General features: G+C 33.2%; 21 protein-coding genes and 8 tRNA genes. 22 read left to right on the plus strand and 7 right to left on the minus strand.

Translation table 11 applies throughout. The annotated features are described in order from the left end of the window. Positions 1-287 precede the first annotated feature (287 nt). From JMUB898_RS05375 to JMUB898_RS05390, 4 genes are all read left to right on the plus strand, one after another. Positions 288-1484 carry a metallophosphoesterase family protein gene (locus tag JMUB898_RS05375; protein WP_002443549.1) on the plus strand — a complete coding sequence of 399 codons (1197 nt, stop codon included), beginning with the start codon at positions 288-290 and terminating at the stop codon, positions 1482-1484. Then, entirely contained in the window at positions 1474-4410 is a 2937-nt protein-coding gene (locus tag JMUB898_RS05380; RefSeq protein WP_044466433.1) for an ATP-binding protein, read from the plus strand. Before JMUB898_RS05375 ends, JMUB898_RS05380 begins: the two co-directional genes overlap by 11 nt. Next, positions 4410-5351 (plus strand): 3'-5' exoribonuclease YhaM, encoded by a 942-nt coding sequence (gene yhaM, locus JMUB898_RS05385; RefSeq protein ID WP_002443545.1) that lies wholly within the window; start codon positions 4410-4412, stop codon positions 5349-5351. The genes JMUB898_RS05380 and yhaM overlap by 1 nt, the downstream gene beginning before the upstream one ends. A 203-nt stretch (positions 5352-5554) precedes the next feature. Then, entirely contained in the window at positions 5555-5659 is a 105-nt protein-coding gene (locus tag JMUB898_RS05390) for a type I toxin-antitoxin system Fst family toxin (RefSeq protein WP_037541522.1), read from the plus strand. Positions 5660-5816: 157 nt separating this feature from the next. Here JMUB898_RS05390 and prsA read toward each other — a convergent pair whose 3' ends face one another. From prsA to JMUB898_RS05410, 4 genes are all read right to left on the minus strand, one after another. Continuing rightward, positions 5817-6812, minus strand: a complete 996-nt coding sequence (prsA, locus tag JMUB898_RS05395) for a peptidylprolyl isomerase PrsA (RefSeq protein ID WP_002443543.1) — start codon at positions 6810-6812, stop codon at positions 5817-5819. A 203-nt stretch (positions 6813-7015) separates the two neighbouring features. Further along, entirely contained in the window at positions 7016-7585 is a 570-nt protein-coding gene (locus JMUB898_RS05400; protein WP_002443541.1) for a DUF3267 domain-containing protein, read from the minus strand. A gap of 187 nt (positions 7586-7772) precedes the next feature. Further along, a complete protein-coding gene (locus tag JMUB898_RS05405) occupies positions 7773-8144 on the minus strand; it encodes a YtxH domain-containing protein (protein WP_002443539.1) in 372 nt (123 codons plus the stop codon). Between the two features lie 79 nt (positions 8145-8223). Further along, positions 8224-8646 (minus strand): HIT family protein, encoded by a 423-nt coding sequence (locus JMUB898_RS05410; protein ID WP_002443538.1) that lies wholly within the window; start codon positions 8644-8646, stop codon positions 8224-8226. A gap of 131 nt (positions 8647-8777) precedes the next feature. Here JMUB898_RS05410 and ecsA point away from each other — a divergent pair, with 131 nt between their 5' ends. Next, complete coding sequence (ecsA, locus tag JMUB898_RS05415) at positions 8778-9518, plus strand: ABC transporter ATP-binding protein EcsA (protein WP_002443536.1); 741 nt, start codon at positions 8778-8780, stop codon at positions 9516-9518. Beyond that, entirely contained in the window at positions 9511-10734 is a 1224-nt protein-coding gene (gene ecsB / locus JMUB898_RS05420; protein ID WP_002443534.1) for an ABC transporter permease EcsB, read from the plus strand. The genes ecsA and ecsB overlap by 8 nt, the downstream gene beginning before the upstream one ends. 359 nt (positions 10735-11093) lie before the next feature. Here ecsB and traP read toward each other — a convergent pair whose 3' ends face one another. Beyond that, positions 11094-11597 (minus strand): signal transduction protein TRAP, encoded by a 504-nt coding sequence (gene traP, locus JMUB898_RS05425; protein WP_002443532.1) that lies wholly within the window; start codon positions 11595-11597, stop codon positions 11094-11096. A gap of 339 nt (positions 11598-11936) precedes the next feature. On the opposite strand from traP, the gene hemE reads away from it, so the two are divergent. The 14 genes from hemE to menC all read left to right on the plus strand — a co-directional run bounded on the left by hemE (position 11937) and on the right by menC (position 20462). Continuing rightward, on the plus strand, positions 11937-12971 hold the full coding sequence (hemE, locus tag JMUB898_RS05430; protein WP_002443529.1) for a uroporphyrinogen decarboxylase: 1035 nt from the start codon (positions 11937-11939) through the stop codon (positions 12969-12971). Between the two features lie 74 nt (positions 12972-13045). Continuing rightward, the gene (gene hemH, locus JMUB898_RS05435) at positions 13046-13969 is read left to right on the plus strand and encodes a ferrochelatase (RefSeq protein WP_002443527.1); all 924 of its coding nucleotides are present in this window, start codon (positions 13046-13048) and stop codon (positions 13967-13969) included. Positions 13970-14246: 277 nt separating this feature from the next. Further along, complete coding sequence (gene hemY, locus JMUB898_RS05440) at positions 14247-15641, plus strand: protoporphyrinogen oxidase (protein ID WP_044466431.1); 1395 nt, start codon at positions 14247-14249, stop codon at positions 15639-15641. A 144-nt stretch (positions 15642-15785) separates the two neighbouring features. Continuing rightward, the gene (locus JMUB898_RS05445; RefSeq protein WP_002443520.1) at positions 15786-16340 is read left to right on the plus strand and encodes an RBBP9/YdeN family alpha/beta hydrolase; all 555 of its coding nucleotides are present in this window, start codon (positions 15786-15788) and stop codon (positions 16338-16340) included. Positions 16341-16648: 308 nt separating this feature from the next. Then, positions 16649-16722, plus strand: a tRNA-Met gene (locus tag JMUB898_RS05450). 15 nt (positions 16723-16737) lie between these two features. Then, positions 16738-16813: transfer RNA gene (locus tag JMUB898_RS05455), tRNA-Asp, on the plus strand. Positions 16814-16823: 10 nt separating this feature from the next. Next, a tRNA-Phe gene (locus JMUB898_RS05460) sits at positions 16824-16896 on the plus strand. Between the two features lie 13 nt (positions 16897-16909). Beyond that, positions 16910-16985 (plus strand) — tRNA-His (locus JMUB898_RS05465). A gap of 17 nt (positions 16986-17002) precedes the next feature. Next, positions 17003-17076 (plus strand) — tRNA-Gly (locus JMUB898_RS05470). Between the two features lie 11 nt (positions 17077-17087). Then, positions 17088-17162 (plus strand) — tRNA-Asn (locus tag JMUB898_RS05475). Between the two features lies 1 nt (position 17163). Beyond that, positions 17164-17235, plus strand: a tRNA-Glu gene (locus JMUB898_RS05480). A 59-nt stretch (positions 17236-17294) separates the two neighbouring features. Next, positions 17295-17383: transfer RNA gene (locus JMUB898_RS05485), tRNA-Ser, on the plus strand. Positions 17384-18061: 678 nt separating this feature from the next. After that, entirely contained in the window at positions 18062-19471 is a 1410-nt protein-coding gene (gene menE, locus JMUB898_RS05495) for an o-succinylbenzoate--CoA ligase (protein ID WP_002443518.1), read from the plus strand. Continuing rightward, entirely contained in the window at positions 19461-20462 is a 1002-nt protein-coding gene (gene menC / locus JMUB898_RS05500) for an o-succinylbenzoate synthase (protein WP_002443516.1), read from the plus strand. Before menE ends, menC begins: the two co-directional genes overlap by 11 nt. Here the strand turns inward: menC and yidD are convergent. Next, on the minus strand, positions 20459-20707 hold the full coding sequence (yidD, locus tag JMUB898_RS05505) for a membrane protein insertion efficiency factor YidD (protein ID WP_037541567.1): 249 nt from the start codon (positions 20705-20707) through the stop codon (positions 20459-20461). The two genes, menC and yidD, sit on opposite strands and share 4 nt — an antisense overlap. A gap of 71 nt (positions 20708-20778) precedes the next feature. Here yidD and ytkD point away from each other — a divergent pair, with 71 nt between their 5' ends. Together ytkD and JMUB898_RS05515 are read left to right on the plus strand one after the other, a co-directional pair. Then, the gene (gene ytkD, locus JMUB898_RS05510; protein ID WP_037541521.1) at positions 20779-21252 is read left to right on the plus strand and encodes an RNA deprotection pyrophosphohydrolase; all 474 of its coding nucleotides are present in this window, start codon (positions 20779-20781) and stop codon (positions 21250-21252) included. Further along, positions 21233-22015 carry an alpha/beta hydrolase family protein gene (locus tag JMUB898_RS05515; RefSeq protein WP_002443510.1) on the plus strand — a complete coding sequence of 261 codons (783 nt, stop codon included), beginning with the start codon at positions 21233-21235 and terminating at the stop codon, positions 22013-22015. The genes ytkD and JMUB898_RS05515 overlap by 20 nt, the downstream gene beginning before the upstream one ends. Positions 22016-22093: 78 nt before the next feature. On the opposite strand, the gene pckA is transcribed toward JMUB898_RS05515, so the two are convergent. Further along, positions 22094-23686 carry a phosphoenolpyruvate carboxykinase (ATP) gene (gene pckA, locus JMUB898_RS05520; RefSeq protein ID WP_002443508.1) on the minus strand — a complete coding sequence of 531 codons (1593 nt, stop codon included), beginning with the start codon at positions 23684-23686 and terminating at the stop codon, positions 22094-22096. Positions 23687-23774: the final 88 nt, after the last annotated feature.

Consider the following 23774-nt stretch of genomic DNA (forward strand, 5'->3'; position numbering starts at 1 on the left):
TATGATTAGGCACCATCATTTGAGTTAAATTTCGTATTCAGTTCAATTCCATTATATGACGCCTAATTTTCAGATGAATGATACTCTTAGTCGTCGACTGAACTTTAAGTGTTATGGTAAAATAATTAAATATAAAGTAAAGTTATTTTTCATGATACATAGTTTATTAATTTATTGTCATTCATCTATCTTAATGCTAACTTTTTTTATTTTTATCAATAATTGAAGTACATTCAAATTGCATTATATCTTTTAACTTTACGGCTTTTCTAAGGAGAATTAAACTTATGGTTAAATTTATACACTGTGCCGACTTACACTTAGACAGTCCCTTCAAATCTAAAAGTCATTTGAGTCCTAAAATATTTGAAGATGTTCAAAAAAGTGCATATGAAAGTTTTAAAAATATTGTAGATTTAGCATTACAAAAAGAAGTAGATTTTATCATTATCGCGGGTGATTTATTTGATAATGAGAATCGTACGCTCCGTGCGGAAGTCTTCCTAAAGGAACAATTTGAAAGATTGCGTAAAGAGCAAATATTTGTATACGTATGTCATGGAAACCACGATCCTTTGACTTCAAAAATATCTGCAAATTGGCCTAACAATGTTTCTGTATTTTCGAATCAAGTAGAAACCTATCAAGCCATCACTAAAGACGGGGAAACCATTTTTATACATGGATTTAGTTATCAGAATGATACGAGTTATGAAAATAAAATTGATTCCTATCCTTCAAGTCAGGGACAAAAAGGAATACATATCGGCGTTCTACATGGCACTTATAGCAAATCGTCTATAAATAATCGCTATACTGAATTCCGATTAGAAGATTTAAATAGTCGCCTCTATCATTATTGGGCGTTAGGACATATTCATGAACGTGAACAATTAAGTGATATGCCTGTGATTAACTATCCAGGTAATATCCAAGGTAGACATTTCAACGAGCTAGGAGAAAAAGGATGTTTGCTCATAGAGGGTGACCATCTCAAATTGACTACAGAATTTTATCCTACACAGTATATTAAATTTGAAGAGGCCACGATCAATACAGATCATACCTCTAAACAAGGTTTATATGAGGACATTCAATCATTCAAAGACAAGGTAAGACCTGAAGGTAAAGCGTTCTATCGATTAAAGGTAATGGTTAATAGTGAAGATACCATTGCCCCTCAAGATCTTATCCAAGTGAAAGAAATGATTACAGAATTTGAAGAAAATGAAAATCAATTCGTATTCATAGAGGATTTAAATATTCAATATGTTCAAAATGATGAATCACCTCTTGTGAAAGAATTTTCTTCTGATTTATTAGAAGATGCCTCAGTATTTAATTCTGCTATGAGTGACTTGTATCTTAATCCAAGAGCTTCAAAATTCTTAGATGATTATACAGAATTTGATAGAACTGAATTAGTCAATCATGCGGAAAGTCTGTTAAAAGATGAGTTGAGAGGTGAACAAAATGATAATTAAATCGCTTGAAATATATGGATATGGTCAATTTGTTCAGCGTAAAATCAATTTTAATAAAGGATTCACTGAAATTTTTGGTGAAAATGAGGCAGGTAAATCAACTGTACAAGCATTTATCCATTCTATTTTATTTGGTTTCCCTACTAAAAAGTCTAAAGAGCCTAGACTTGAGCCACGTTTAGGTAATCAATACGGTGGAAAGTTAGCCTTAATATTTGATGATGGTATAGAAGCTGAAGTAGAAAGAATCAAAGGTAGTGCACAAGGCGATGTTAAGGTATATCTCGCTGACGGTACAGTGCGTGATGAGGCTTGGCTTAATAAGAAATTAAATTATATTTCTAAAAAGACATATCAAGGTATATTCTCATTTAATGTATTAGGTCTACAAGACATACACCGTAATCTCGATGAAAAGCAATTACAAGATTATTTATTACAAGCGGGTGCACTTGGATCTACTGAATTCACAAGTATGAGAGACACAATTGGTCATAAAAAGGACGAGTTATACAAGAAATCAGGCAAGAATCCAATTATTAATCAGCAGATAGAACAACTTAAACAACTTGAAAGTCAAATACGTGAAGAAGAGAGTAAATTAGATACGTATCATCGATTAGTAGATGAAAAAGACAAATCCTCACGTCGTTTAGAGCATTTGAAACAAAACTTAAATCAGTTGTCTAAGATGCATGAAGCTAAACAAAAAGAAGTGGCACTTCATGATCAAACTCAAGAATGGAAAGATTTAGAACAAGTGCTTAATATTCAGCCTATCCATTTTCCTGAAAAGGGCATAGATCGATATGAAACTGCGAAGTCTCATAAGCAGTCACTAGAAAGAGATATTGGTCTTAGAGAGGAACGTTTAGCGCAATTAAATAAAGACGCTGAAAGCATTCATCCTGTAGAGCAGAAAGATATCGATGCGTTTAATGGACTGTATCAACAAGAAGAGGAAATTAAACAAAAAGAATATGAACTACGTTCAATTGAAAAAGATATTTCAGATAAACAACGAGAGAAGGACAGTCTACAAGCAAATATAGGATGGAATGAACCTCATCATGAAGTGGACAGTTCTGAAGCAATGAAAAGTCATGTAAGTGAACAAATTAGAGGTAAGCAAGAACAAAGTGCCTATATTTTACAATTAGAGCGTGGCATTGAAGATAATAAAATTGAACGTAATTCCAATACCAATGAGCTCGATCAACTTGAAAATGATTTAGTTCCTGAAGAAACATTTGAGAAGAAAAAAGAATACGCACAACAAGTGTTGGAACTTCATGAAAAAGAGAATTTATATGAAAAATTAAAAGAATCATTTGAAGAAGAACAGGTTCGTAAAAATCAACGTCAGAAACTATTGAGAATTTCATTTATAGTACTAGCACTGATTGGTGCGGCACTTACTGTCTTTTCATTTGTAACAGCAAATATGATATTTGGTATTATTTTTGCAATTTTGACTGTCATCTTTATTGTAGGTATTTTCCTATCAAAAACTAAAGATGTTGATTACAGTACAGCAATGGCTCAAGAAATTAATGACTTAGAGAATCAACTCGATCAACTTGAAAGCAACTATGATTTAGAATTTGATTTAGATCATCAGCATCGTATTCGTGAACAATGGCAAAATGCTATTAAAACTAAAGAAATGTTAGATGAAAAACATAACTATTTAAATCAAACGATGAACGAAGCACAACATCGTCTTCATTCATTAACAGAAAGCATCGATAAAGTAAAAGAAGAATTACATTTATCGCCTAAGATTTCTGATGAACTTATTGTCGATAGCATTACAACAATGGGGAATATCAAATCACATGATAAATACGTACAAGCGTTAAATCAGAAGCGCACACAACTAGTTAATGAAATCGACCAATTTTACCAACATGCTGAAGATGTTACACAATCTCATTTTACTTATTTTAATAAAATGTCATTCTTCCATGATGTTAAACAGTGGTTGAAAAACGCTGAAGAAAATAACGATAGTTGGCGTAAAAATCAAGATGAAACACAATTACTCTCAAGTGAACTTAAACAACTTAAAACGCGTTTAAATGAAAACAACAGTGTCATTAAGGAATTATTTAATCATGTGAGTGTTGAAGATGAAGAAAGCTATTATAAGCATCATCAAGACTATGAAACGTATCATAATAATTTAAATCGTTTTAATGATTTAACAAAATATCTTGAGAATCAAAACTATTCATACGAAATGAGCTCAAAATTAAGTGAAAAAACAACAGCTCAATTAGATGAGGAAGATAGTACTTTAGCTAGACAAGTTGATGAATATAATGACCAATATCTCGAGATGCAAGCTGAGGTAAGTGATTTAAATGCACAAATTAATCACATGGAAACAGATACAACATTAGCGCATTTAAGACATGAATATTATAGCTTGAAAAATAGACTCAACGATATTGCGAGAGATTGGGCAAGCTTAAGTTATCTTCAAAACTTAGTAGAGGAACATATTAAACAAATTAAAGATAAGCGTTTACCTCAAGTTATTAATGAAGCAATTTCAATATTTAAATACTTAACTAATAATGCTTATACGATGATCAATTATTCAGAAGATGATACGATTCGCGTTAAACATGCCAACGGACAAGTATTTGAACCAATGGAATTAAGTCAATCTACTAAAGAGTTGTTATATGTTGCTTTAAGAATTAGTTTAATTAAAGTTTTAAAACCGTATTATCCTTTCCCAATTATTGTCGATGATGCATTCGTTCATTTTGATAAACATAGAAAAGAAAGAATGTTAAATTATTTAAGAGATTTATCTAAAAATTATCAAGTGCTTTATTTCACTTGCACTAAAGATAATATGATTCCATCTAAAGAAATGATTATTTTAAATAAACTAGAGGAAGGCGGGAAATAATGAGAAATGTAGAGAATTTAAATCCCGGCGATTCAGTTGATCACTTTTTCTTGATTCACCGTGCAACGCAAGGTGTAACTGCACAAGGTAAGGACTATATGACGCTTTACCTTCAAGATAAAAGTGGCGATATAGAAGCTAAATTATGGACTGCGACCAAAGAAGATATGCAAACATTAAAACCTGAGGAAATTGTTCACGTTAAAGGTGATGTGATTAATTATCGTGGTCGTAAACAAATGAAAGTGAATCAGGTGCGCTTAGCGAAACCAGAAGATAACTTATCGACGAAAGATTTTGTTGATGGCGCACCTATGACACCCGGGGAAATTCAAGAAGAGCTCTCTCATTTTATGTTAGAAATTGAAAACGCAAGTTTACAGCGCATTACACGACATTTAATAAAGAAATATCAAGATAGTTTCTTTACGTATCCTGCTGCAAGTTCACATCATCATAACTTTGCGAGCGGTTTAAGTTATCACGTGTTAACAATGTTACGTGTAGCTAAGTCGATTTGTGATATATATCCGTTGTTGAATAGAAGCTTATTATACAGTGCGATTATTTTACATGACTTAGGAAAGGTAAGAGAATTAAGTGGTCCTGTTGCAACAACTTATACAGTTGAAGGTAATTTGCTTGGACATATTTCTATCGCTAGTGATGAAGTAGCTGAATCAGCTAAAGAATTAGGTATAGAAGGTGAAGAGGTGATGTTGTTAAGACATATGATTTTAGCGCATCACGGTAAAATGGAATTTGGATCACCTAAATTACCACATTTAAAAGAAGCTGAAATTTTGTTCTTTATTGATAATATCGATGCTAAAATGAACATGTTTGAGAAAGCCTTCAAGAAAACAGACAAAGGGCAATTTACTGAAAGAATTTTTGGTTTGGAAAATAGACAATTTTACAATCCAACAAGTTTAGATTAATTAGAATTAGAAGTGCAAAGCTTTCCTATGAATAATGGTACGAATTTACATCAAATTTGTGACCAAATCATTATTTACATAGATATAGAAGCTTTGCACTTTTTTTATTTCAAATTTAATCCAAGAAAGTTCAATGTTATAATATATAAGTCGCCTATCTTCTCTTCTCAGGCGTCAATATGACAAGGGAAGGAGGTGCATATATGCTTTTTGATATCTTTGTACACATCATGACCACAGCAACAAGTGGTTGTATCGTTGCATTATTTGCGCATTGGCTACGCAACCGCAACGGTAAACGCAAATAGGCGACACACAAGAATAGCCACACCATAAAAAATCCCCTCACTACTGGCATAGTGAGGGGATTTGGTGCATATACGCTTGATATCTTTGTTAACTATAGTATAACACTTTAACGCTTAAATGCAAAAGTTTAAACCATTTAACAACGTTTAGTAAGTTTTAAGAAGCACTGCTTGTTAAACCAGAAGAGCCTGACGCGCCACCTTGAGATGATTGTTGTTGCTGTTGTTGTTGTTTGATTTTATCTGGGTCTAAGATAGAATCTTCTACAGCTTTTTTAATATCTCTGTCTTTATAATCAACTTTGTAATCATCTAGTAAGTCTTTGTAAGCATCAGTTAATAATTTAGGTTTTTTCTGTACTTTTTGTTCAATAATTTTTTCTTTAAGATTAGATTTTTCTTTATTAAAGTCTGTTTCTTTATCTGCTTTGATAATATGGTAACCGTAGTCTGTTTTAACTACTTTAGAAACTTGACCTTCTTTTAATTTAAATAGCGCTTTTTCGAAGCTATCTACCATTTGACCTTTAATGACATAACCTAATGAACCATCTTTCTTAGCTGAAGAACTATCCATTGATTCTTTCTTAGCTATTTCACCAAACTTGCTAGGATTTTTTTCTACTTCTTTTTGGATTTTTTCAGCTTTTTCTTTAGCTTTCTTATCAGATAAGCCTTCTTTATCGCTAGATTTTGATTTTACTTTTATTAAAATATGAGAAGCTTTCTTAGAGTCATCTTTAATTTCTTTATCAGAAACTTTTACTTTATCTAGAAGTAATTGTTTTTGGTAGGCAGATAGTTTTTTCTGTTCTTTATAATCATCTAGTGACATACCTTGTTGTTTAAGCATACTTTCAAATTGATCTTTACCACCATATTGCTTTTCTTCTTTTTTAATATCTTCATCAACATCTTTAGTATTCACTTTATCCTTATATTTATCTACTAAGATTTTGTTTAAAACGATATTGAATGAAGTATTCGCAATTTGCTCTTTACCAATTTTCTTCATTACGTCAGCAACTTTTACATCACCTGCTTTTGAAGAAATAAGCGTGTTGTCTTTAGATTCAGTTGCGTTTGAACCACAAGCACCTAGTAACAGTGCACTAGCAGTCACGGGAACAATAATTTTATTCATTAATTTCATAAGTTGATAGCTCCTTTATGTATTAATCATCGTAAATATAACATATTATTGAATGACTACCAATTAGAAACCCCCTTCCTAGGACTATAGTATGACTAGGAAAGGGGGAGAATGAACTAAATTTTATAATGTTCTAAATTGAATACTATGTTTATATTTATGAAAATTCAATATAAATTCACAAATGAATGTTTAAATACTTTTTAAAGAGATGTTCTAGTGGCACGAGGATTATTTACTTTATTTAAAATATGAAGCCCAGACTGATGTTCTTCGACATAATGACCATCATTTGAAAATAGCAATATTTTTAAATATAAAATATCCATCATTGAGAACCCAATATTTAACGAAAGTAAGAACATGAAGTAATGACCATACTGTGGAAAATGAATACTCAATAATATGAATATGCCAGATAATACAATAATAGGTAAAATTAAATTAATACAATAATAAATTTTATGGATAGGTGTATTCACATATGTATTAAAATATGGAAGCCACTTTTTATTTACTAATTTATGAACTCTAAACGATTTATAAAATGGTAAAAAGAAAACTAAATGCATCACTTTATGAATAGGGTACATGAGTACGATAAATAATAATAAAATCAGAAAGTGTTTGTCAGAGAGTGGTGTGTTAGAGAAATAATACATGATCTCGTAACTGACTAAAAAAGTGATGATTGTAGCTACAATACTTATAAATGTGATTCTCTGAATACCGAATCTCGCATGAATATCAATTTGTCGAGTACATAAAAACATAATTTAATCCTCATCTCTATGTTAATGTTCGTTACGTATTATCTACGTCTTTATGAGAATAGTCAAGGCCTTATAAGTATAGACATTGATAAAAAGAGGGCGCTTAAATATCATTCGTGTTTATACGCGTTATTATAGTTGAAAATAAAAAAGCTATGGGCTCGACCCATAGCTCACAATAATTTAATTACTTATCTTTTGAGAAAGCATTACTCATGTCTTCTCCGCGATTTTGTAAATTCTCTATATGTGATTGTAGTTTTTCGATATTAGGATTAATGTCTGATTTAAAGTTACCAATTAAGTCTTTAAATTCATCACCAATTGAACTACCATATTCAACGCTTTCATTTTTGATTTGTGAACCATAATTAAGAATATCGTTAAATGTTTGTTTCATATTCTCAATTTCACGTTCAAGTTCTGATTGTGCACCAGTGGGTTGGCTAGCATCAATCGTATTATGTTTTACACTATGGTCGTCACGGTTTCTTAAAGCGACTGCAAATCCAGCTGCAGCACCTACACCTAAGCCAAATAATATTCTTGTGACTTTCATTCTTATTCTCCTCACTTTATATGTCGGATAATTGTATTATTTTTATCATACCCAGTATAACAAGGAATATGCATGATTATTAAAATTGTGCTTGAATTTGTTTAGCGATTTCTTTTTTAGCCTCATCATCAATTGTATCTTCATGAGTTTCCCATTTATAACCAAAGCCATCTATATCATTCTCATATCTTGGAATAAGATGGAAGTGTAAATGGAAGACAGATTGATCTGCAAATTCTCCATTATTTTGTATGATATTTAAGCCATCCGGGTTAAAAGCAGCTTTAATCGCATTTGCTACTTTTGGTAAAGCTACGCCAATATGTTTCATTGTTTCTTCATCTGTCTCATAAATATTTGCTGAAGCCTTTTTTGGTACCAATAATGTATGACCTTTAGTCACTTGTGAAATATCAAGAAAGGCATAAACGTAATCATTTTCATAAATTTTAAAACTTGGAATCTCTCCAGAAATAATTTTACTGAAAATAGTTTCTGACATAGCACGACACTCCTCTATAACATGTGATAGTCATTATTATAGCATTCCTACATATAAAACAACATCATAGCAATGCTAATTTTAGGTTTGCAGCACTTTTTTTGGTACAATAGTTGGCATGGAGGTGCCTTATGACAGTAAAAGTTGAACATCTTACCGGGGGATATGGCAAACGACCTGTGATTAAAGATATTAATTTTGAATTGAATAAAGGCGAAATCGTTGGCTTAATAGGTCTTAACGGAGCAGGAAAAAGTACAACGATTAAACACATGCTAGGATTACTGAATCCTATGGAAGGATCTTTATCCATTTCAGATACAAATATTAATGATGATATTGAAGTTTATAGAAGAAAATTATCTTATATACCAGAAGCACCAGTGATATATGAAGAATTGACATTAGAAGAGCATATTGAAATGACAGCAATGGCTTATCACTTAAGTAGAGAAGAAGCTATGCGACGTGCAGAACCGTTATTAAAGGTTTTTCGTTTAGAAAATGAATTAAAAGTGTTTCCTAGTCACTTTTCTAAAGGTATGAAGCAAAAGGTAATGATTATCTGTGCATTTATCGTCGATCCTGAATTATATATCATTGATGAACCATTTTTAGGTTTAGACCCATTAGGAATACAATCCATGCTTGATTTAATGGTAGAAAAGAAAAATGAAAATCGCACAGTTTTAATGAGTACACATATATTAGCTACTGCAGAGCGCTATTGTGATCGATTTATTATTTTAGACCATGGAAAAGTGGTGGCATTCGGCAATCTTGAAGAATTGCGTGAACAAACAGGATTAAAAGAGCAGTCGTTAGATGACATCTATATCCATGTGACACAAGGTGGCAATGCCTATGACTAATGAAGCATTAACCTTGTTCAATAAAAGATACAAGGCGATTCGTAAAGAAAAAAGCTATTATAATAAATTTATATTTAATGGTCACTTTACTGTGTTTTTACTTATTTTATTAGGCGCGTTTATTTTTGGTTATGGTGAATGGCTACAGCATATTCCTAAACACATTGATTATGCTTTATTCTCAAGTATAGTAGTAGCGTTTATATCATTATTTCCAATACGTACATTATTGAAGGACGCCGATAGAATTTTTCTATTACCATTTGAAAAGCATATGCAAGATTATATGAAAGTAAGTTTAATTTATAGCTATAGTGCTAGAATTTTCTTGCAAATCATACTTATTATTGTGCTATTTCCACTTTTTTATAAATTAAATAACCATCATTTTGGATTTTACATTGCATTTGCTATAAGTGCCTTAATATTTCCTTATATAGGCTTATTGGTCAAGTGGCAATGGTTGAAATTGAAATTATCGACGTGGACTGTTAATTTAACTTTATTTGTATTATTTGCTTTAATGTATTATTTAACTTTAAGATTTCATAATTATTTGGCGATTATTTTTATTCTTATTTTAGTTGGTCTTTTCTTTATTTTGAAAATGAAAAGCAAAAAGCAATTGTATCCATGGGAAAAAATGATAGCGATTGAGCAACAACATCACACAAATTATTATAAATTCGTAAATATGTTTACGGATGTGAAACATTTAAGAGCAACTGCAGTACGAAGAAGTTATTTAGATTTCTTACTTTCTAAACCTAAAGGTAAGAAGTTTAATGAGAATCGTATGTACTTATTCTTATTTGTGAGAAGCTTTGTGAGAGGGAGAGATGCGTTTAGTATCATACTTAGATTAGTCATCATTGCTTTAGTGCTAATGATATGGCTATCTAATCCTTTCGTTTCTATAATAATAGGAAGCTTATTTATGTATATTACCTTATTACAAATGTCTCAGTTTTATACACAACAAGCTTATGGATTATGGCCTCAAGTGTGGCCAGTACCTGACACAAAAGTGATTAAAGGATATGAACAATTTTTATATCGTCTGATGATCATAGTAGGAACGATATTTACCATTGCATTCGTGATTAAACATCCTGCATTATTCTTTTTCGCAATCGTATTCTTTATAGTAGGGTGGTTAACGATTAGAAGTACTGTGAAGAAACTGAAATACCAAGAAACACTATTAAGAGATTAAAAATTTTGGGCAACAAGCCCATTTTTTAAAGATAAGCGAAGTATTGATGGCGACACGCCTGCAGGAATAGCATGCGTCTTGAGACTACTTGTAAGACAGTTGATTTTTTAAAAGACAGGCTACGCAGTAGCTGATTGATATTGAGCTCATAAAATAGCTCAACATCTAATCATCCTTGCGGGGGTGATAATACGAATTCTTAAATTCTAGAATTCTGTATCACTCCCAAGCCATGCCCGCGGCAAGGGAGCTAAGCAATACGAAGTATTGAATTAAAAAAAGCAGTAAGAAGATTTCTAATTGAAATCAACTTACTGCTATTATTTTTGGACAACGCTGTCCAAAGCTATTTTATGTTATTACTGTTCTTCAATTGGATATAAGTATCTTTCGAAATAGCTAGAATGCTGCCCACTTGCACCAAAGAATTGACTTAAAGCCACTTTTGAGAAATTATCATTGAAAATATCAGAAGCTTTAAAATCTTCGTAAGCAGTGCGACTCGCAAATCCAAAATAAATTTTATAAGTATTACCTTCTAACGGTCTAAGTAATCGATAACTTTTGAATCCAGCAAATGATTCAAATGGTGCACCTAAATGCAATAACTTTTTCTCTAATTGATTACTATGATCCTCAGAAGAAGGAATAAACATTGCACAGTAGAAATGATCTTCATTAAAATCTCCAACACTATAAAGCACATTATAAGAGCTTGGATGTTTGAGAACAGATTTTTCATCTGTTTCTTCTAAAATGACTGAAGTATCAGATGCTGAGAATTGGAATAGTTGATGATCAGGATTATTAAGTTTAATTTGATTTAAAAATCCGTATGTCCCATAAGATGTATATAAATTCATGATACATTCCTCCCTTGTTTTAATTTATTATACGATTATAATATTTCTTTTGCTACAACAAAACTCTAGATTTTCTAATAAAAAGTAATAGAATTCTTCATAAAATTACAAATTCAACTAAAAATATAATTAAATATTTAGTTTAACTTTATTAGAATGTCCACGAAATAAATACCCGATTTTTAATAAAAATAAAGTATTATTTTAAACTTTATAAAACTAGGATTTACAAATAAAAGTACTATGTCTTTTTTATGACATTTAAGCATAATAAAATACGAAATTGCGTACAATATGCTATTATAGATAAGAATGATTTTAATGTAGGAGGACGCGAAGGTGCATAGTAAAAACGATACGATTTTAAAGACAATAAAAGGTGAAACAACGTCACACACACCCGTGTGGTTTATGCGTCAAGCAGGACGTTCACAACCTGAGTATCGCAAATTAAAAGAAAAATATTCACTTTTCGAAATTACGCATCAACCAGAATTATGTGCTTATGTCACACAGTTGCCTGTGGACAATTATCAGACTGATGCGGCAGTTCTTTATAAAGATATTATGACACCTTTAAAACCAATAGGTGTAGATGTAGATATTAAATCTGGTATAGGGCCAGTGATTTCTAATCCTATTAAATCGGTTCAAGATGTTGAAAAGTTATCTCAAATAGACCCTAAACGTGACGTGCCTTACGTGTTAGATACGATTAAGCTTCTTACAGAAGAGAAACTTAATGTACCATTAATTGGATTCACAGGTGCGCCATTTACATTAGCATCTTACATGATTGAAGGGGGTCCTTCTAAGAATTATAATTTCACTAAAGCGATGATGTATAGTGATGAAGAAACATGGTTTGCTTTAATGAATCATCTTGTTGATATTTCAATCACATATGTAGTTGCTCAAATTGAAGCAGGTGCTGAATTGATTCAAATCTTTGATTCATGGGTAGGTGCATTAAACACACAAGATTATAATTACTATATTAAACCTGCCATGGAAAAATTAATCAGTGGAATTAAAGCCCACCATGATGTACCGGTGATTCTTTTCGGAGTAGGTGCGAGCCACTTAATTAATGAATGGAATGATTTACCAATAGATGTGCTAGGACTTGATTGGAGAACTTCAATTAAACAAGCTGATGATATGGGAGTCAAAAAGACATTGCAAGGTAATCTAGATCCTTCATTATTATTAGCACCTTGGGATGTTATAGAAACACGTTTGAAGGAAATACTTGACCAGGGGATGAATCGTGGTAAACATATATTCAATTTAGGTCATGGTGTATTTCCTGAAGTGAAACCAGAAACATTAAGAAAAGTGAGCGCGTTTGTTCATCAATATACTCAAAAATAGTTCTTTTGAAGATTTGGTGTCTCCCAAACCTTACTTAAGTAACGATAACTAACAATTAAAGGAAGGTTTTATCAATGAGTAAAACAATTGGATTATTAGTAATGGCATACGGTACACCGTATAAAGAGAGTGATATCGAGCCGTATTATACTGATATTAGACACGGTAAAAGACCAACTGAAGAAGAACTACAAGATTTAAAAGATCGTTATGAATTTATCGGAGGTTTATCACCTTTAGCAGGGACTACAGATAGACAAGCTGAAGCGTTAACTCAAGCTTTAAATGAAACGTATAATGATGTGAATTTCAAATTATATTTAGGCTTAAAACATATTTCTCCGTATATTGAGGATGCAGTCAAGAAAATGCATGAAGATGGTATTGAAGAAGCTGTCACAGTAGTTTTAGCACCGCATTATTCAAGTTTCTCTGTCGGTTCATATGATGATCGTGCGCAAGAGGAAGCGGACAAATATGGTATGAAGCTTACGCACATTAAGCATTATTATCATCAACCTAAATTTATTAAATACTGGACTGATCAAATTAATGAAACATTGAATCAAATTCCAGAAAATGAGCATGATGAAACGGTGTTAGTTGTTTCAGCTCACAGTTTACCTAAAGGATTGATTGAGCGTAATAATGATCCTTATCCAGACGAATTACATGAAACTGCTCAGATACTTAAACAAGATTCCAATATCATTCACGTGGCTGAAGGTTGGCAATCTGAAGGGAATACTGGAACACCTTGGTTAGGACCAGACGTTCAAGATCTTACTCGTGATTTATACAATAAACATCATTTTAAAAACTTTATCTACACGCCAGTCGGTTTCGTATGTGAACATTTAGAAGTTCTTTATGATAACGACCACGAATGTAAAGTCGTGTGTGATGAAGTAGGCGCCAATTACTATCGTCCAGATATGCCGAATACGGATCCTTTATTTATCGGTGCCATTGTTGACGAAATTAAAGCGCATTTTTAAAATAATGTTAAAAGCATATATATATAATGTTGAATAGGAGCGGAACACAAATAACATTTAGCAATATTATTTGTATTATCGCACCTTGGTAGTGATGGCAGGTATTGAGAGAAACTTAAAATAAGAATATTTTCAATTTGGAGTTCTATTGCCAATATGTTAAATGAGGCTGAGATAATCAATGATGTCCCAGCCTCATTTTTGAGGAAATTAAATTTAAGAATAATACACATTTTCAGGATAGATTTTTACGGGTCTGAAAGGAAGCGTGAAACAATTGAGTAAAAGAATTGCAATTATTGGAGCTGGAATTACAGGTTTATCGAGTGCATATTTTATTAAAAAGCAAGATCCTTCAGTAGAAGTAACGATATTTGAAGCGTCCAATCGTCCAGGTGGTAAAATACAAACATATCGCGAGGATGGATATACAATTGAATTAGGTCCAGAATCTTATTTAGGACGTAAGACGATTATGACAGATCTTGCTAAAGACATTGGTTTGGAAAACGATTTAATTACCAATACTACAGGTCAATCGTATATATTTGCTAAGAACAAGTTATATCCGATTCCAGGTGGTTCAATCATGGGCATACCTACGGATATTAAGCCATTTATAAAAACGAAGTTAATCTCACCACTTGGTAAATTAAGAGCTGGTCTTGATTTGTTTAAGAAACCGATAGAAATTGAAGATGATATTTCTGTAGGGGACTTCTTTAGACAAAGATTAGGCGATGAAGTGCTTGAAAACTTAATCGAGCCATTGATGGGTGGAATTTATGGTACGAATATTGATGATTTAAGTTTAATGAGTACGTTTCCTAATTTTAAAGAGAAGGAAGAACAATTTGGAAGCTTGATTAAAGGGATGAAAGATGAGAAAGAACAACGTGTGAAACGACGTCAACTTTATCCTGGAGCACCAAAAGGTCAGTTTAAACAATTTAGGCACGGGCTTAGTTCATTTATTGAAGCACTTGCTAAAGATGTGCAAAATAAAGGCGTCAATATTCGTTACAATACGACAGTTAATGATATTAAAGTCTATCAAAAAGATTACGAAATCGTGTTAGATAATGAGAGCGAGCGTTTCGAAGGCGTGTTAGTTACAACGCCACAACAAGTGTTTATGAAATGGTTCAATCATGATCCAGCATTTGATTACTTTAATAATATGGATTCAACTACTGTAGCAACTGTCGTGATGGCATTTGACGACAAAAATATTGAAAACACATACGATGGCACAGGATTTGTGATCGCACGTACCAGTAAGACTGATATCACAGCTTGTACGTGGACATCTAAAAAATGGCCATTTACCACTCCAGAAGGGAAAGTGCTTATCAGAGCATACGTAGGTAAGCCAGGCGATACTGTAGTTGATGATCATACGGATGACGAAATCGTCTCTATTGTAAGACGAGATTTAAGTCAGATGATGACGTTTAAAGGTGATCCTGATTTTACAATTGTTAATCGTTTGCCGAAAAGTATGCCTCAATATCATGTTGGTCATATTAAGAATATTAAAGCAATTCAACAACATATTAAAAACACGTACCCTAGATTACGTATCACAGGAGCTCCTTTTGAAGCTGTAGGATTACCGGATTGCATTCAACAAGGTAAGAACGCTATCGAAGAAATTTTAGAAGAATTGTAAATCTTATATAACACTTTAATAAGAATGATTGCATTTAACTTGGCTCTATGAAAGAGTGATAGTTTATCGCAGTAGTATCATTCCTTTTAAAGTGTTTTTATTTTAAAATAGAGATGAAGTGAATCAACTTATGAGGTGAAGAACATGACAGATGTGATTATCGTACATTCAAAATATGGAAATGCCACAAACCATTGGTATGAATGGTTAAAGCATAATTTAACATTAGAAGGTTATCACGTGACTTTATTTAATTTAGACGCGGATGCACATGCTCAAATCGATGAGTGGGTAAGCCAAATGAAAGATCAAATTCGAATTCGCAAATATGATACATACTTTGTCACTCATGGCTTTGGTACCATTGCAGCGTTAAAATTTATTGAAGGCACAGACCATCATATAGAAGGATTATTTAGCATCGCAGGTTTTAAAGAAGATGCTCATGATATCGATGAGAATGTAAATTTAGATGGCATTTCTATTAATTATGAAAAAGTGAAATCACAGGTCGATCATTTTTATGGACTTTCTTCAAAAGATGACAAATACGTCTCTTATAAAGAAACGAAAAGATTAATGGATACGTTGAATGGAAAAATACGTATCGTTGAAGAGGGCGGACACTTTCTAGAAGATGAGGGGTTCACAACATTTACTTCTTTACAATCAAGAATGCAAGGTTATATGACAAGGTAAATTGTATAGTCTCAATGCTAAGCGTGCTTTAAAAGTAGTAGATGAACTTGTGAAATATATATTTTAGTAAAGAAAAATATAAAAAGATATATGAGGTAATTTTTTACACAATTTAATTTCAAAACAATATTGACGAAATGTATTGTAATTTATATACTAATAAAGTACTTATTTGAGACGTCATTCATTTCAATTATCACAAATTGATTTAAAGTTGAAATGAACGAAATGTTAAATTTCTTTAAAAAAGTATTGACATTGTAAAGACGAAAATGGTAAGATAATAAGGTAGTCAAAAATAATATTGGCGCGGGATGGAGCAGTTCGGTAGCTCGTCGGGCTCATAACCCGAAGGTCGGTGGTTCAAATCCGCCTCCCGCAATACATCATTTTAATAGGTCTCGTAGTGTAGCGGTTAACACGCCTGCCTGTCACGCAGGAGATCGCGGGTTCGATTCCCGTCGAGACCGCCATTACAATTGTGGTTCAGTAGCTCAGTTGGTAGAGCAATGGATTGAAGCTCCATGTGTCGGCAGTTCGACTCTGTCCTGAACCATTCGCTATTTTTGGCGGTTGTGGCGAAGTGGTTAACGCATCGGATTGTGGTTCCGACATTCGAGGGTTCGATTCCCTTCAACCGCCCCATAATCGTATTACACAGTGCGGGTGTAGTTTAATGGCAAAACCTCAGCCTTCCAAGCTGATGTTGTGGGTTCGATTCCCATCACCCGCTCCATTTTTTATTAATCCACAGTAGCTCAGTGGTAGAGCTATCGGCTGTTAACCGATCGGTCGTAGGTTCGAATCCTACCTGTGGAGCCATGGCTCCTTGGTCAAGCGGTTAAGACACCGCCCTTTCACGGCGGTAACACGGGTTCGAGTCCCGTAGGAGTCATACAAACAGAAGTGAAATATCGCTTCTGTTTTTTTATATCTTGATTAAAATAGAATAGGGGAAGGTTGTCCGAGCTGGCCGAAGGAGCACGCCTGGAAAGTGTGTAGGCGCCACAAGCGTCTCGAGGGTTCGAATCCCTCACCTTCCGTTAAGACGCTTATAGTGATTGATTTCATTATAGGCGTTATTTTTATGTGAACTATGTTATACGTTACGTGTACGGTTCAGAATGGTTCTAAGTTTATAAAAAAGCATCTCCTCAAGCTAAAATTAATTGTGGTCAGCCAACCAAAATTTAATCAAGTTGAGGAGATGCTATTTAATGTCATCTGACATAGATAATTTAGCACATACTAATTAAAATTGTAAGTAATGAACGGAGGGGGACGTCATTATTTCTTATCTTTTTTAAAGTACATGAGTGTGATGACAATTGAGTAAACAAACAGAAAGATCATTATCATCGTTGCCATATTAAGTTCCTCCTTTTATCTGTCTGAACTTATTTTGATTTTTTAATGAAATGAATTTAATTAACCATTTTTAGTTATTCATTTTTATTTATTAATTTAACATAGTTAACTTTACTTCATAATATAACATTTATAAAAATTTAGTGAGTGGTGTTCACTAAATTTAAACTATTTACTTTTCAGCACCCTTAATAACTAGATAAACGTGAATTCCACTTTTCAAAATATATATTCGACTACATATACCTCCAACTTATATCCATTTCTTCAATCATAATTTCAAGCTAAAGTACTGATAAATATGTTCTGAATCGTTATAATATACATTGTATTTATTTTTGGAGGAATGTCGTGTGGATTTTTGGTTAAAAGAACAATCTCATATTAATAAAGATAAAATAGCGATAATGACAGATGACCAATCGCTTACATTTGAAGAATTGTATACGCAAGTTTATCAATTAGCGCAATGTATGACATCACTTCGCCAAAACAGAGTAGGGCTATATATTAAGAATGATTTAGATTCTATCATACTGATTCACGCATGTTGGCTTGCGCGTGTTGAAATTGCGATGATTAACACACGATTAACAGAACAGGAAATCATCAATCAAATGCATTCTGTTAATGTCGATACGATCTTACATACGATTCCTCTCGAATTAGACAATTTTAACCTTTATGATATCGATGCAATTAATAAATTAAAGGCTCAAAACATTGAGTCTAGTCAATTTAATATGAATGATATTGCATCTATTATGTTTACTTCCGGTACAACTGGTCCTCAGAAAGCTGTACCTCAAACCTTTCATAATCACTTCGCAAGTGCGACAGGATGCAAACAAAGTTTAGGTTATGACCAAGATACGAAATGGTTATCAGTGCTGCCTATTTATCATATCTCTGGACTTAGTGTCATATTAAGATCAGTTATTGAAGGTTTCACAGTACGAATAGTTGAAAAATTTAAAACCAAAAAAATGCTTAAAATCATTATTAATGAAGACATCACGCACGTCTCATTAGTACCACAAACATTAAAGTGGTTAATGGATGCTGGATTAACTCAACCTTATTCAATAGAAAAGATTTTGCTTGGTGGTGCGAAGCTTTCATCTCATCTTATCAATCAAGCTCTGAACTACCAATTACCTATTTATAATTCATTTGGAATGACGGAAACATGTTCCCAGTTTCTAACGGCTTCGCCTAAAATGTTATCTCAAAGATATGACACTGTAGGTAAACCTAGTGATAATGTAAAGGTTAAAATTAAAAATCCGAATCATTTAGGTCACGGAGAACTCCTTATAAAAGGGGAGAATGTAATGAATGGTTATTTGTATCCTGAGCATTTGACTGATACATTTGAAGATGGTTTCTTTAAAACTGGTGATATTGCAGAAATAGATAATGAAGGCTTTGTCATGGTATATGACCGTCGCAAAGATTTAATTATCAGTGGTGGAGAGAATATTTACCCTTATCAAATTGAATCTGTTGCTAAGCAATTTAACGATATTTCTGATGCAGTTTGTATTGGCGTTTCTGATGAGACGTGGGGTCAAGTTCCAGTGCTTTATTTTACTGCTGAAAATGAAATTAACAAGAGCGAATTAGTTGATTATTTTCAACAAAATTTAGCCAAATATAAAGTACCTAAAGCGTTTTATCAAGTAGAGACGTTACCTTATACATCAACGGGGAAATTACAGCGAAATAAAGTTACAAATGAAGGTATAAAATATGAAAATTAAAGCTATCAATCTCTTTGAATATGAAGAACCCTTTCAATCTCCAATGATTACGCCGAAAATTAAGCTAAACGAACGTAAAAGTTTAATTATCGAAATACTAACGCATGATGATCAATCTTATTATGGAGAGTGTAATGCATTTGCCACGAATTGGTATGATAATGAAACCATCGAGAGAGTAATCGAAACAATCAATACTTGGAAATCGCAAATTATTGGAAAGGTGTTTACATCTTTCGACGCATGGTTACCTTATTTAAGTGAATTGGATTCTATGCCAGCGACACGTGCAACTGTTGTTATGGCAGTGTATCAGATGTATCACACACTACCTTCTTTTTCAGTTGAATATGGTGCAACAGTAAGCGGTTTATCCAACTCGCAATTGTTAACGTTATATCGAACTAAGCCGAAGCGAATTAAACTTAAATGGTCTTCTCAATTAGCTGAAGATTTAAAACGTATACGTCAACTTGATTTCGAGTGTGATATTGCAATTGATGCTAATGAATCGCTAACAGTTGATTCATTTTCAGAAATAACAGAGCTAGAATCGGAAGATATTCTGTATATTGAAGAACCGTTTAAGTCGTTGGATACATTAAATGAATTGAATGCTAGTCATTATCCTTCTATTGCAATTGATGAAAAAGCAACATCTATCAAGCACATTGTATCCATCGTCAATCAATACCCAGTTAAAGTGGTCGTACTGAAGCCATTTAGATTGGGTGGTATCGATAAAGTCATCGAAGCAATGAAGATATTAAAGGCGAAAGGAATTCAATTCGTCGTGGGAGGCATGTATGAGTTTGGCTTAAGTCGGTATTTTACAGCGATGTTAGCTAAAGAGGGGGATTATCCTGGAGATATTACGCCTTCAGGGTATTACTTTAAAGAAGATTTAGCTAAAGATTCAGGCATATTAAAAGAGGGAATGATTGAATTCACTCCCCCTAAAGTTGAGCTATCGAAATTAAAGCCACTTTAATGTTTATGTTCGGTAGATGAATGCTTCTCTTTCTTTAAAGGTACGGGATCAAAGCCGCCTTTATGAAATGGATGACATTTAAGTATACGTCTGATGCCTAGATAAAGGCCTTTAAATGCACCATGATATTGAATTGCTTCTCTAGTATATTCTGAACATGTTGGATAAAATCGACAGGTCGGTGGTGTCAATGGCGATATAAAGCGCTGATAAAACACTACCATCGCTAGAAATAATTTTTTCATCATCGAAATTACGCCTCCAACAATTAATTTAATAAATTTAGTTTAACATAGTATGAGGGGATGTGTGGAATGTGAAGTTTCGTGATAAAGATAATAGAGAAGTAACGCTTACTTATAAGAATCATACAAATGTACCAAATGGAAATCACGTGCTTAGCATTCCAGTGTATAACGATCAGTTATTATTTACACAACATAAAATCCGAGGCATTGAATTTCCGGGAGGTAAAGTAGAGAAAGGTGAAACGCCTTCAGAAGCAGTTTTAAGAGAATTGTATGAAGAAACAGGAGCGATTGCTCGAAGTTGTAATTACTTTGCACAATACGAAGTGACAACAAATGATGATGAATTATTTTTAAAGGATGTCTTTTTCATAGAAGTGAGTCATTTTGAAGCCCATCATACTTATTACGAGACGAACGGTCCTTCTCTTTTTGAAAATGTAACTGATATACCCCATGAGAAACAAAGTTTTCTAGTGCAAGATGCGACAATTTTAAAATGTCTTGAAAGGGTGAGAGCGCTTGGATTTTACAAAAATTAAGAAAATGCCTATAGACGCTCATACACATCGATTTGAGGAAGTTACTTATCAAGTAGACCATTTAAATGTTAAAGCATTGATGATGACACCATATCAATCTGTAGATCGAATTGCCGTTTATCTTAGAGGCGGAAAGGGACAAGTAGGGCGTGTCAGAGCAGCAAGGTTAATGCAGTTTGCAGATGCGCATACATTGGTTGTTGGTCCTTATTATCGCGGTAACAACGGCAGTGAAGGCAAGGATGAATTCTATCGTGGAGATTTAAATGATGTAACACAATTGATAAGATTATTACATCATCAATATCCTAATGCGCATGTTCATATGATTGGATTTTCTCGTGGTGGGCTTCAAGGATTATTAACGTTTCAAGATTTACCTGTAGATAGCTATATTATTTGGGGCGGTGTATCTGATATTCACTTAATGTATGAAGAGCGAGTGGATTTAAGAGGAATGCTACGTCGAATGGTGGGGCATCCTAAGAAAGATATAGACGCTTATAATAAAAGAGATGCATTAAAAAATATTGATGCACACAGTCCTCCTATACTCATTATTCATGGTGGAAAGGACTGGCAAGTTGGTATTCATCAAGCATATGATTTAGAGGAAAAATTAGAAGCCAAAGGAACATATTACGAGACGTTCTATCAATTTAACGAAGGTCATGTGCCAAGACCACCAGCTATGAAAGAGACACTGAATAAAGTGCGTCAATGGATAGAAAATATTGAAAATCATAAACGTAAAAACTGCTAGCAAATGCTAGGTGAATAAATAGAAAAAAGGTAGAAAGCCCAAATTACGTGCTTTCTACCTTTTTCAATTCTGTCAATTTTATTTATTAAAAGCGCCATTTTCAGCAATATGTTCAACTTCAGAACCGAATTTTTTGAAGTTTTCTTCAAAACGGTTAATTAAGTCTTGAGCTTGTTCTTGATATTTATTCGCATCGCTCCAAGCATTGACTGGATCTAAGATTGTTTTAGGAACATCTTTAATTTCAACTGGAATATTTAAACCGAATGTATCATCTTTTTTGTATTCGACGTCTTTTAATTGACCTGAAATCGCTTGGTTCACCATTTGACGAGTATAATGCAAGCTAATACGACGGCCTACACCGTATTTTCCGCCAGTCCAACCAGTGTTAACTAAGTAAACATCTACGTTATGTTTGTCGATAAGTTCACCGAGTAAATCAGCGTAAACTGTTGGATTTAATGGTAAGAAAGGTGCGCCGAAACAAGTTGAGAATGAAGGTTCCGGTTCAGTGACACCGCGTTCAGTACCAGCTAATTTAGATGTGAAACCACTTAAGAAATGATACATTGCTTGATCTTTGGTCAATTTAGAAATTGGAGGAATGACACCAAAGGCATCAGCAGTTAAGAAAATAATTGTATTTGGATGTGCTGCTTTAGAAGGTAGAACGATATTATCAATATGTTCAATAGGATAAGCGGCACGCGTATTTTCAGTAAATTTATTATCATCAAAATCTACCGTACCATCTTCTTTAACGACTGTATTTTCTAAAATAGTACCGTATTCAATTGCATTATAAATTTGTGGTTCTTTTTCTTTAGAGAGGTTAATGGCTTTGGCATAACATCCGCCTTCAATATTGAACACGCCATTTTTATTCCAACCGTGTTCATCATCCCCAATTAATTTACGTTCTGCATCAGCAGAGAGCGTTGTTTTACCTGTACCTGAAAGACCGAAGAATAAAGCAACATCACCTTTTTCTCCAACATTTGCTGAGCAATGCATACTCATAATATCTTGCATTGGTAATAGGTAGTTCATTACTGAGAAGATACCTTTTTTCATTTCACCAGCGTATTCAGTACCGCCGATTAAAATCACTTTATGTTTGAATGAAATGATGACAAATGTCTCTGATTTAGTCCCATCTACTTCTGGGTCTGCTTTAAAGTGTGGGGCAGAAACAATTGTGAAGTTAGGTTTGATATTCTTAGCTTCCTCTTTTGAATCTGGACGAATAAACATATTATGTGCAAATAAGTTATGCCACGCTAATTCGTTGATGACTGTTAGCTTTAAACGTGAATCTTTATCACTTCCCGCATAACCATTGAATACATAGAGTTCATCTTTCTTACCCAAATAATCTAAAACTTTATTGTAAAGTTTTAAAAATGTTTCTTCATCAATCGGTTGGTTGATGTCTCCCCAATTGACATTATCTCTATATGAAGGTTCAGTTACGATGAATTTATCTTTAGGTGAACGGCCAGTATATTTCCCCGTACTTGCGTTAACTGCACCTAATTCAGTTAATTGTCCTTCATTGTTGTTTAAAATCTTGTTGTAAAGTTGAGTTGTTGAGAGTTGAAACTGAGTTGATGGTTTTTCTAGTAAATTTTTAATTTTAATTGTTTCTGTGTATGTGTCTACTGACATACTCAATCCCTCCAAAGCAATAGTAGTTATGTAAGCCTTTACATTTAAATAGTATAACACAACACAATGATTAATCCACAGTAAATAT

The organism is Staphylococcus caprae (genome assembly GCF_003966625.1).
GTDB lineage: Bacteria > Bacillota > Bacilli > Staphylococcales > Staphylococcaceae > Staphylococcus > Staphylococcus caprae.

Excerpts from the sequence above, each read along its gene's own strand:
- hemH (WP_002443527.1), top strand. The coding sequence starts at position 13,046 with ATGAGTAAAACAATTGGATTATTAGTAATGGCATACGGTACACCGTAT.
- traP (WP_002443532.1), bottom strand. The coding sequence starts at position 11,597 with ATGAATTTATATACATCTTATGGGACATACGGATTTTTAAATCAAATT.
- prsA (WP_002443543.1), bottom strand. The coding sequence starts at position 6,812 with ATGAAATTAATGAATAAAATTATTGTTCCCGTGACTGCTAGTGCACTG.
- JMUB898_RS05380 (WP_044466433.1), top strand. The coding sequence starts at position 1,474 with ATGATAATTAAATCGCTTGAAATATATGGATATGGTCAATTTGTTCAG.
- ecsB (WP_002443534.1), top strand. The coding sequence starts at position 9,511 with ATGACTAATGAAGCATTAACCTTGTTCAATAAAAGATACAAGGCGATT.
- ecsA (WP_002443536.1), top strand. The coding sequence starts at position 8,778 with ATGACAGTAAAAGTTGAACATCTTACCGGGGGATATGGCAAACGACCT.
- JMUB898_RS05375 (WP_002443549.1), top strand. The coding sequence starts at position 288 with ATGGTTAAATTTATACACTGTGCCGACTTACACTTAGACAGTCCCTTC.
- JMUB898_RS05400 (WP_002443541.1), bottom strand. The coding sequence starts at position 7,585 with ATGTTTTTATGTACTCGACAAATTGATATTCATGCGAGATTCGGTATT.
- JMUB898_RS05390 (WP_037541522.1), top strand. The coding sequence starts at position 5,555 with ATGCTTTTTGATATCTTTGTACACATCATGACCACAGCAACAAGTGGT.
- pckA (WP_002443508.1), bottom strand. The coding sequence starts at position 23,686 with ATGTCAGTAGACACATACACAGAAACAATTAAAATTAAAAATTTACTA.
- yidD (WP_037541567.1), bottom strand. The coding sequence starts at position 20,707 with ATGAAAAAATTATTTCTAGCGATGGTAGTGTTTTATCAGCGCTTTATA.
- JMUB898_RS05405 (WP_002443539.1), bottom strand. The coding sequence starts at position 8,144 with ATGAAAGTCACAAGAATATTATTTGGCTTAGGTGTAGGTGCTGCAGCT.
- yhaM (WP_002443545.1), top strand. The coding sequence starts at position 4,410 with ATGAGAAATGTAGAGAATTTAAATCCCGGCGATTCAGTTGATCACTTT.
- menC (WP_002443516.1), top strand. The coding sequence starts at position 19,461 with ATGAAAATTAAAGCTATCAATCTCTTTGAATATGAAGAACCCTTTCAA.
- JMUB898_RS05445 (WP_002443520.1), top strand. The coding sequence starts at position 15,786 with ATGACAGATGTGATTATCGTACATTCAAAATATGGAAATGCCACAAAC.
- JMUB898_RS05410 (WP_002443538.1), bottom strand. The coding sequence starts at position 8,646 with ATGTCAGAAACTATTTTCAGTAAAATTATTTCTGGAGAGATTCCAAGT.